This is a genomic window from Limnofasciculus baicalensis BBK-W-15, assembly GCF_024178385.1.
Taxonomy (GTDB): Bacteria; Cyanobacteriota; Cyanobacteriia; order Cyanobacteriales; family Coleofasciculaceae; genus Limnofasciculus; species Limnofasciculus baicalensis.
Genome location: NZ_JAMZMM010000258.1, coordinates 1 through 8,829 on the forward strand (window position 1 = coordinate 1; position 8,829 = coordinate 8,829).

At 37.9% G+C, this 8,829-nt stretch carries 9 protein-coding genes and 1 pseudogene; 8 read left to right on the top strand and 2 right to left on the bottom strand.

Translation table 11 applies throughout. From position 1 onward, the window contains the following. Window positions 1-49: 49 nt before the first annotated feature. Window positions 50-262: pseudogene (locus NJ959_RS20910) on the bottom strand (peptidase M28); the annotation flags it as partial. 298 nt (window positions 263-560) lie between these two features. Here NJ959_RS20910 and hpsE point away from each other — a divergent pair. The 8 genes from hpsE (at window position 561) to NJ959_RS20945 (ending at window position 7,288) form a co-directional block, all read left to right on the top strand. After that, window positions 561-1,538, top strand: a complete 978-nt coding sequence (gene hpsE, locus NJ959_RS20915; protein WP_309242678.1) for a hormogonium polysaccharide biosynthesis glycosyltransferase HpsE — start codon at window positions 561-563, stop codon at window positions 1,536-1,538. 66 nt (window positions 1,539-1,604) lie between these two features. Continuing rightward, window positions 1,605-2,084: a glycosyltransferase family protein gene (locus tag NJ959_RS20920; RefSeq protein ID WP_254013677.1), complete on the top strand. Its 480-nt coding sequence runs from the start codon at window positions 1,605-1,607 to the stop codon at window positions 2,082-2,084. Then, window positions 2,059-3,012, top strand: coding sequence for a glycosyltransferase family 2 protein (locus NJ959_RS20925; protein ID WP_254013678.1), 954 nt, complete (start codon window positions 2,059-2,061; stop codon window positions 3,010-3,012). Before NJ959_RS20920 ends, NJ959_RS20925 begins: the two co-directional genes overlap by 26 nt. A 28-nt stretch (window positions 3,013-3,040) precedes the next feature. Then, window positions 3,041-4,006: a phytanoyl-CoA dioxygenase family protein gene (locus tag NJ959_RS20930; RefSeq protein WP_254013679.1), complete on the top strand. Its 966-nt coding sequence runs from the start codon at window positions 3,041-3,043 to the stop codon at window positions 4,004-4,006. A 17-nt stretch (window positions 4,007-4,023) separates the two neighbouring features. Beyond that, window positions 4,024-4,545: a hypothetical protein gene (locus NJ959_RS20935; RefSeq protein WP_254013680.1), complete on the top strand. Its 522-nt coding sequence runs from the start codon at window positions 4,024-4,026 to the stop codon at window positions 4,543-4,545. Window positions 4,546-4,599: 54 nt separating this feature from the next. Beyond that, complete coding sequence (locus NJ959_RS20940; RefSeq protein ID WP_254013681.1) at window positions 4,600-5,691, top strand: Kelch repeat-containing protein; 1,092 nt, start codon at window positions 4,600-4,602, stop codon at window positions 5,689-5,691. A 235-nt stretch (window positions 5,692-5,926) separates the two neighbouring features. After that, complete coding sequence (locus NJ959_RS30790) at window positions 5,927-6,040, top strand: sulfotransferase (protein ID WP_373693689.1); 114 nt, start codon at window positions 5,927-5,929, stop codon at window positions 6,038-6,040. A 63-nt stretch (window positions 6,041-6,103) separates the two neighbouring features. Further along, the gene (locus NJ959_RS20945; RefSeq protein WP_254013682.1) at window positions 6,104-7,288 is read left to right on the top strand and encodes a glycosyltransferase; all 1,185 of its coding nucleotides are present in this window, start codon (window positions 6,104-6,106) and stop codon (window positions 7,286-7,288) included. Window positions 7,289-7,725: 437 nt separating this feature from the next. Here NJ959_RS20945 and crtR read toward each other — a convergent pair whose 3' ends face one another. After that, window positions 7,726-8,613: a beta-carotene hydroxylase gene (gene crtR, locus NJ959_RS20950; protein WP_254013683.1), complete on the bottom strand. Its 888-nt coding sequence runs from the start codon at window positions 8,611-8,613 to the stop codon at window positions 7,726-7,728. Window positions 8,614-8,829 lie beyond the last annotated feature (216 nt).

Below are 8,829 nucleotides of genomic sequence, written 5' to 3' on the forward strand. Positions count from 1 at the left end.
ATGTTTATTAGAGACAGGGGTTGGATGCGGGGATATCCAGCTCCCCTCTCCTCTGAGGGGAGGGGTTAGCAGGTAGATTTAAGATCAGATTCTTATGAGTTTTCCCCCGCACCTGAAACTCATGGATTTCTACTTCCCCATATTCTTCTAACTGTTGGCGGATATATTGCTGCACGAAGAAATGTCCCGCAGTATTAAGATAAGGATCGCGATCCCGTACCAATTGCGTCAGGTGTGCTTGTAAGGATTCTTTTAGTTCAATCATCAATTATCAACTCCAAATAGTTCATACATTATATATTCTAATGTTTTGTAAAAAAAATATCATTTATTATTATAATAATAGCGTCAGGATTCAGGTAGCTGTTACAACAGTGAAAGAGAATGTTCATAAAACCAATTGGGGCTAATTATTCTTTCTCCAAATAGTTTAATTGAACCTTCACCGTTAAAGGGTGTGAATATCAGGGAATAATCTCACAATAGAGGCTTTTTCTTCACCACCTGCGTCGGTAAACCGATGGCAGAATTTTGGATGAACTTGACAAGTATATCAAGTCATGTATTCAATGATGGTAGATTTCAGCGTTGCTATTCGCACCTACAATGGTGAACAACGTCTGCCTGAAGTTTTAGATCGACTCAAAACCCAGGTAGGTGTAGATAATATTTCATGGGAAATTGTTATTATTGACAATAACAGTACAGATAATACAGCCAAAATTATTGAGCAGTATCAGTCTGACTGGTGTAATTCTTATCCACTTAAATATTACTTTGAACCCAAACAGGGAGCATCTTTTGCGAGGAAACGGGCAATTCAGGAAGCCCAAGGATTTCTAATTGGCTTTCTTGATGATGATAACGTCCCCACTGCTAATTGGGTAGCCTCTGCTTATGCCTTTGGTAAATTACATCCCCAAGCTGGTGCTTATGGCAGTCGAATTCACGGAGATTTTGAAGTCGAACCTCCTCAGAATTTTGAACGGATTGCTCATTTTTTACCGATAATCGAGCGAGAGGAATTAATTTGCTTTAATTCTCACCCCGATGGTCGTTTAGGATTATTTCCTCCAGGTGCTGGGTTAGTAATTCGTAAGGAAGCTTGGCTAGAAAATGTTCCAGACTCCCTAATTCTGCAAGGTCCTATCGGAGATTCTCTCGCGGCAAAAGGGGAAGATATTGAGACACTATCTTATATTAAAAAAGCGGGCTGGGAGATTTGGTTTAATCCGGAAATGCGGATTTACCATCGGATACCGAAAAGTCGTTTTGAACGAGATTATTTACTGAGGTTTTTTCGCGGGATAGGATTAAGTCGTTATTGGACTCGAATGTTAAAACACAAATCTTGGGAAAGACCATTTATGATTCCAGTTTATATGGCAAATGATTGTCGGAAGCTGATATTACACTCATTCCAAAAAGGCAACGAAATTGCGACAGATGTTGTTGCCGCTTCTGAGAGGGAATTTCTCTTATATAGTTTCCTGAGTCCTTTTTATTTTTGGATAAATTGGATGGGAAGAAAGAAATAGATATAGGACTTACACAGTAACGCGACTTAATAGACCTCTTGCAAAAGTCGATATTTAGGTGTAGGGGTGAAGCATAAACGTCCGGTTTTATTTGCTACACCTGCTCCTTTTTTAAAGGATAAAGTTTTAGGGACTTACGGAGTTCAACCATTGACAGTTACATTTTTACCGAATATAATTGATCCTGAACCAGGTGAGGTGATTAAGAGCGAACATCCTACTGTAGTATTTCTAGCCCGTCTCGATCCGCACAAACGACCTTGGTTATTTGTAGAATTAGCCCGCCATTTTCCCCCTGTAGAGTTTATTTTTCTGGGTAAACCTCACTTTCAAGGAGAAGGGGCTTGGGAACCAGATTCTTTGCCAGATAATGTCCAATTAATGGGTCATGTAGATGGGGAAGAAAAGGTTCGGATTTTGTCTTCCGCTTGGGTGCTGATTAATACTTCCATTACTGAATTTCATTTTGTCCGACTACTTGCTATAACAGGTACTGAAGAAGTCTTATCTTATATTAAATATGAAATTAGAAGAGACCTTGGTTAGTATTATTATTAATAACTATAATTACGGAAGATTTCTGCCAGAAGCTATAGAGAGCGCCTTAGCTCAAACTTATCCTAATATTGAGATTATAGTTGTTGATGATGGATCGACAGACGAATCCCATGAGGTTATTCGTAGCTATGAAGAAAAAATTATCCCTGTTTTGAAGGAAAATGGGGGACAAGCCTCAGCCTTTAATGCAGGATTTCAAGCTAGTAAGGGACAAATAATTTGCTTTCTTGATGCTGATGATTATTACTTAGTAGAAAAGCTCAGTCGAATCGTTGATCTGTTTCATCAATACCCCAATGCAGGTTGGATTTTTCATGATTTAGCAGAAGTAAATATCAAAGATTTTCCTTTGAAAATATCCGAAAACCATTGCATCAAAAATTTTGAATATGTTGACCTACGAGAAATTATATTGAAAGGACAATTGCTAAAATATTGGTTTCCTGCCACCACAGGTTTATGTTTTAAACGCGATAATATTAAGCAAATATTACCAATGCCAGATCAATTTATTATTTCTAGCGATGCTTTTTTAAGGTTAGCTGCAATTCATCTATCTCCGGGAATACTTTCCCCAGAAAAACTTGCTATTCATCGCAGTCATGGGAATAATTCTTATGCGTTTAAGAAAAATATTGGAGTTGAGAGATCAAAATTATATATTAAAGTTGCATACTATCTCAGAAATAGATTTCCAGAAACTCAATATTTTACAGATCAGCTTTTGGCTAATTCCTTGTCTCAACTTATTAATTACACCAGTTTAAATGAAGCTCTTCAGCTTCCTGAATATCAAGAATATCAGAAATATTATCCGCAGTTAATTTACCGCCTAAATTTGATGCTCAAAATAATTTTTACTCATACTAAAATTCAGTCAAGAAAAATCTTAAATGCTACATTAAGCAAAACATAACTTAGAGTCTTTTGTTATTAAAAAAAACATGATTAACACAAATTCAATTCGGAAATTCTTGAGAAATAGTCTTCCAAATCTAGCCCAATCTCTAGTTAATAACAGTTATCTAGAGTCCAAATTGTTCTATCCTAAATACGAAAAATATATCAAAAATTCTCATAGCCAGCTACCATTAGTCACTGGCAGTGATGGGATAATTATTGAGACATTGAAACAGGAAGGCATCTGTATAACCACCTTGGAATCTCTGGAAATACCAGGGACAAAAGAATTTGTTGAAGCTGTAAATAAGCTAATGACAGAAATTACTAAAATATCTGAGAATAAAAGCAGTAAATTCGCCATTGAGTCTAATTTAGAACATCTCCTAAAATATCCAGAAATATTTGCTTGGGGACTTGAAGATAGATTAATCAGTATTGTCTCTAATTACATCGGTACTCCAATTGCTTATGATACATTCATGGCACATTTAAGTCTTAATAATGGTAAAGAAACGGCAACTAGACGTTGGCACATAGACAATGAAGACAGAAAAGTTATTAAAATAATTATTTACTTTAACGATGTAGATGATGATGGTGGACCTTTTCAGTATATGCACCCTGAAATTAGTTCATTACTCTTGAAAAAAGTCAAAGACAAATACAAATTCTTTCACCATCAAGAAATAGAAGAACTAATACCTAATCCTCAACAAGACTGGTTAACAACTTATACCGGAAAAGCTGGAACTGTAATTATTGTAGATACTGCTCACTCCTATCATCGTGGAAAACCACCCACAAAATATTCTCGCCATGCAGTTACTTTTGGCTATTTAAGTCGTCGCCCCCATCAACCTTTTCGAGCTGGTAGAAATCTTTTATCTAGAGAAGAATTATCTCTTGTCGCTGCACAACTGCCTCCAGAGAAACAGGCTTGCGTTTATTGGCAAGATGCTCTTCCTCCTATAGTAAAATTGATTCCTAAATATTCATACCTTTATTAATTAAACGGAGATTAACTATGTCTCTTATTCGTGATTTGGCAACTTCTGTTTTTTCCTATATGTATGCCTGCCGTCTCAAAAAACAACATCTATATAAGTCAAGAAAAGATCAAATAAGAAACAATGTTGTTGATTTTGAAATTGCTGAAAATGTGGGTCTGGAGGTCTATTGGAAAACTCTTAAAGTAGCAGAAGGCCCGTCTTTAATATTTCATGCTCTTGGCTATGAGATTCTAAGATTTGATACTAATATTGGTGAACAAGCTCATTGTCATATTCAACTTATAGAATGTCAACCAAAATGTAAGGAGCGTTTATTTTTACCAGAAAAAACAGTTGAAGAGCAAATTGAAAGGGCAATTTTTGAACTAGAAAAAAATCTCGATTATTGGCTGCAACGTCATCCCGATCGCCAAGTCCGGTTATTGAAAATTGACCAGACTAAATTAAAGATAGCTACGGAAAAAGCCAGAGAAAAAATGTTAGAATATGCACAAAAAATTAAAGTTGGATCAGCCTCTACTGAAACTGTAGGTTAGTGAAGTAAAAACAATTAAATTTTCAGTTTCTTAAAAAGATTAGTTGGAAAAATCATGGTATCAATCACACAAACATTAGAAAATTGGACAATTCCTCACAAATTATGGAAAACTGGCGCTCCACTTCCCACCCCACTCTTAGAAAGTGCTACTGCAGTCATTAACGACCAACTCTATATTTTTGGCGGCTTTACATTTAGGTGGCAAGCGACCAAAGATTTATTTGTCTATAATCTCGAAGCAAACGAATGGACTAAATTAGGTGAAATGCCTACTCCTATTACTCATATCAATGCAGCTCTTGATGGGTGGCGGGTGTGGTTTGCTGGTGGATTTGTGGGTAATCATCCTGGACCCACAACAGATGCGGTCTGGCAATATGATGCGATCGCCAATTCTTGGAAAGAAGGTATCCCACTACCTCAACCCCGCGCAGGTGGTGGTCTCCAGATTATTGATGGCGAACTGCATTATTTTGGTGGCTTTGCAGCAGACCGAGATACTACTTGTGGAGAACATTGGTCTTTCCCAGTGGAGGGGGGAACGGAGTGGGTAGAAAAAGCACCTCTACCAAATCCGCGAGGTCATGTTTCTAGTATTACTGTTAGTGATAGAATCTATGCTATTGGTGGTCAGCATCGCCACGATACTAATCCCATAGATGTTGATTCAGTTCATGTTTACGATCCGCTAAAAGATACTTGGTTGGAGTTGGCTAGTTTGCCCGAACCCAGGTCTCATTTTGAACCCTCAACTTTTGTAGTAGATAATTACATCATTATTATTGGCGGACGTAACAATCAAAATCCCCATTTATTGAGTGAAAAATTAACTGATATATTTGCCCATGAAAATGACAAGCTAATTGATGATTTTCCTCTACAAATTTTTCTAGCATTGAAGCATTCAATTAAAGGTTCTCAGTATTATACGGATCTGATTCCCAAAATTACTGTCTATGACATTAAACTAGACCGTTGGAGTGAATTTGCATCCTTACCAACTAATCTCTATGCCTGTATTGCTAATGTAATTAGTAAATGGTTAATTATCACTGGAGGTGGCAGAAATAGACACAATAACGTCCAGTGTAGAACTTTACTCAATCAAAGTTTGATAGATGTTATTAAAACCAGAACTAGATAATCAAATTTTGATGCTTTTACCCAGATTTTTAGGATAGGATTTTCCATTATCCTTCTCCTGAAATTCACCAAGAAGCGGCTCGATTACTTTATCCAGTCTATCAACATATTTCTAACTACTATGAGCTAAAAGAAAAGTTTGAAGATTCTCCTTGGAGCAAGTTTTTTACCGGTTGAGATCGTTGATTTATTGAGAACTAAGCAAGCAATATTTAGTTTTAAGTTAAGGATAAACTATGGAACAGCCAACTTTTATAGTCGGATGCGATCGTTCGGGAACAACTTTGTTGCGACTAATGCTCAACCAAAATCCAGTGTTACATATACAGGGGTTTGATGCAAAAATTTAAGTCTAATCTAAGGAATAACGCTCCTGGAATTTTGCGACAGTTAGGGCTAAATTAATTATTAACATGGAATCCAAGAAAACGGTAATCATCTATCGCGACCAATTAATTTCCTACTCAGAAACTTTCATCCCCGCACAAGTGGAACATTTTTCATCCTATCAAGGTTTCTACGTTGGCACTTCGCGCTTCCCCACTGCCACATCAATGCTCCCCCAGGATAGAACTATTATTATCGGTGACTTGGTATTTCCTCCTAGTCTCTGGAAAACCGCCTATAAATTAGCTGAATTCTGTCATCCTACTTGGATAAAAAACCTACAAGCCTTATCTCCCACTTTAATTCACGCTCACTTTGGTTTAGATGGTGTTTTAGCCCTACCTCTAGCCAAGAAATTAAACATACCTTTAATTGTCACTTTTCACGGATATTATGCTACGGCTGATATCGATTTAGCCGAGAAAAAAACCTGGTATGATTATAGTTTAGATTATCTGAAAAGACGCGGACAATTCTTCCGAGAACTCTACCTCAGAAAACGCGATCGCCTTTTCCAAGAAGCTGACTGTTTCATTGCTGTTTCTGAATTCATTCGCTCTAAATTAATAGAAAAAGGCTGTCCATCAGCAAAAATAAAAGTTCACTATATCGGTATAGATATCGATAAATTTACCCAAAATAATAATATTAAAAGAGAGCCAATAGTATTATTTGTCGGCAGGTTAGTAGAGAAGAAAGGATGCGAATACCTAATTCGTGCCATGGCTGAAGTCCAAGCCAAAATACCCGATGTAGAATTAGTAATTATCGGCGATGGAGTATTGCGTTCCCATTTAGAAAATCTTGCCGCCACTTCACTCAAACGCTACCGCTTCCTGGGAGTACAACCCCCGGAAATAGTTAAAGAATGGATGAGTAAATCTCTTTTACTCTCTGCCCCCAGCTTAACAACCCCACAAGGAGAATCAGAAGGATTGCCCATTGTTATTTTAGAAGCAATGGCAATGGGGTTACCTGTAGTTAGTTCCGTACACGCGGGTATACCGGAAGCAATTATTCATCAAGAAACAGGTTTCTTAACCGCAGAAAAAGACTGGGAAGCTATCGCAAAATATATATTAACTTTACTTGAGAACGAAAACTTACGAAACCATTTTACCATCGCTGGGCGCAAACGTATTGAAGAAAAATTTAACCTCAAGCAGAATACAGCTCAGTTAGAAGAAATATACAATAACGTAATTGGATAATTGCCAAATTAGCGTAAGTTGCTATTTCTAAAGCGAGGTGTTACTGAAAAAGCTAATGGCTAATTGCTATTTTTTTGAATCTGGTATTAGCTATTATTATTATAGCAGTCGCCCGTGTTAAGGCATTCTCAACTACCGAATTTTAACAAGGGGCTTAAGCCCCTTGTCCTAACCGCTGTGGCGGTTGCTATATATACAGAAATTTTCAGGTATGTGAGGTATAAAGAAACCCGGTTTCTTCAAGAAACCGGGTTTCTGGGGTATACTTCATAAACCTGCAACCTCCTATATCTCCCGTAGGACAGGCATCTTGCCTGTCTATATCTGGAAAAATTAGGGTGAGCATTGCCCACCCTACAAACTCTAATTGTCGTTGGTTGTTGCTTATCGTTTGTTATTTTCCTCACAAACAACAAACAACAAACAACAAATAACCATTACCCATCAGCCTTTTTCCCGTGAAAACGAATACCCAAAAAGATATCGTACACGAAACCAAGAAAATCTTTCCCTTGCCAAAGTCCCAAAGATTGAGGACTACCTTTTTCATCTAAAAGGTGTTTAGTAGCATAATAAGCAGGCTGATACTTATACCAGGGTATACTAGGCCACAAATGATGAATTAAATGGTAATTTTGCCCCATAATTAGTAGATTGAGGATAGGACTAGGATAAACCCTGGCATTTTTCCAGCGATCCCGATCCTCGAATGGGCGATGGGGTAAATAATCAAAAAATAATCCCAAAGCCAAACCTACAACTAATGCTGGCACAAACCAAAAGTTCATGATGTAAGTTAAAAAACCGTACTGAGAAGCCAAATAGATGACAATTCCCACAAAAGCTCGGCTCAGAAACCATTCCAACAACTCGTATTTGCGCCACAGTCTCCGCTTAAAGAAGAATATCTCGTGATAAAAAAAGCGCGCTGCAATTAACCAGAGAGGTCCACCCGTTGACACAAAATGATCTGGGTCATTTTCTGGATCATTAACATTAGCATGATGCTGCATGTGTACCCGCGTGAACACTGGGAAGGCAAAGCCTAACATCAGCGCACTCCCGTGGCCCATCAGAGCGTTTGCCACTCGATTTTTATGGGCTACATTGTGACAAGCATCATGAATTACCGTACCTGCCATGTGCAAGGCGAGGACGTTAATGAAAAAGCAGCACAGATTGGGCCAATCCCACAACCAGTAGCCACAAATCGAGAAGACGACTAAGGCGATCGCTACTATGAACATTAGTAGCGTCAGATTGAAGTCTTCGGGAGGACCCAGAAATTCTCTGGGTACTGTCAGCGGCTTGCTGGCCTCCGACATCGTTAGTCTTTGCTCCTTATGTAGTGTCCTTTGGTAGTATAAAGCTTCTTAACCAAATTATAAAGATTTGTTGCAATTTGCCAATATAATCAAAATTTTTGAATTTATAAGAAAATAGCCTGAAAACCCCGTGACTTGAGTCCGGGGATGAAAGGCATTGCCAGACTTGAGTCTGCCATGATATAATTAATAGGTCAGTATAAGACGTAAAAACCT

What these genes read in the sequence shown, in the direction of transcription:
- NJ959_RS20935 (WP_254013680.1), top strand. Translation starts at nt 4,024, where the DNA reads ATGTCTCTTATTCGTGATTTGGCAACTTCTGTTTTTTCCTATATGTAT.
- NJ959_RS20930 (WP_254013679.1), top strand. Translation starts at nt 3,041, where the DNA reads ATGATTAACACAAATTCAATTCGGAAATTCTTGAGAAATAGTCTTCCA.
- NJ959_RS20925 (WP_254013678.1), top strand. Translation starts at nt 2,059, where the DNA reads ATGAAATTAGAAGAGACCTTGGTTAGTATTATTATTAATAACTATAAT.
- NJ959_RS20945 (WP_254013682.1), top strand. Translation starts at nt 6,104, where the DNA reads ATGGAATCCAAGAAAACGGTAATCATCTATCGCGACCAATTAATTTCC.
- NJ959_RS30790 (WP_373693689.1), top strand. Translation starts at nt 5,927, where the DNA reads ATGGAACAGCCAACTTTTATAGTCGGATGCGATCGTTCGGGAACAACT.
- hpsE (WP_309242678.1), top strand. Translation starts at nt 561, where the DNA reads ATGTATTCAATGATGGTAGATTTCAGCGTTGCTATTCGCACCTACAAT.
- crtR (WP_254013683.1), bottom strand. Translation starts at nt 8,613, where the DNA reads ATGTCGGAGGCCAGCAAGCCGCTGACAGTACCCAGAGAATTTCTGGGT.
- NJ959_RS20940 (WP_254013681.1), top strand. Translation starts at nt 4,600, where the DNA reads ATGGTATCAATCACACAAACATTAGAAAATTGGACAATTCCTCACAAA.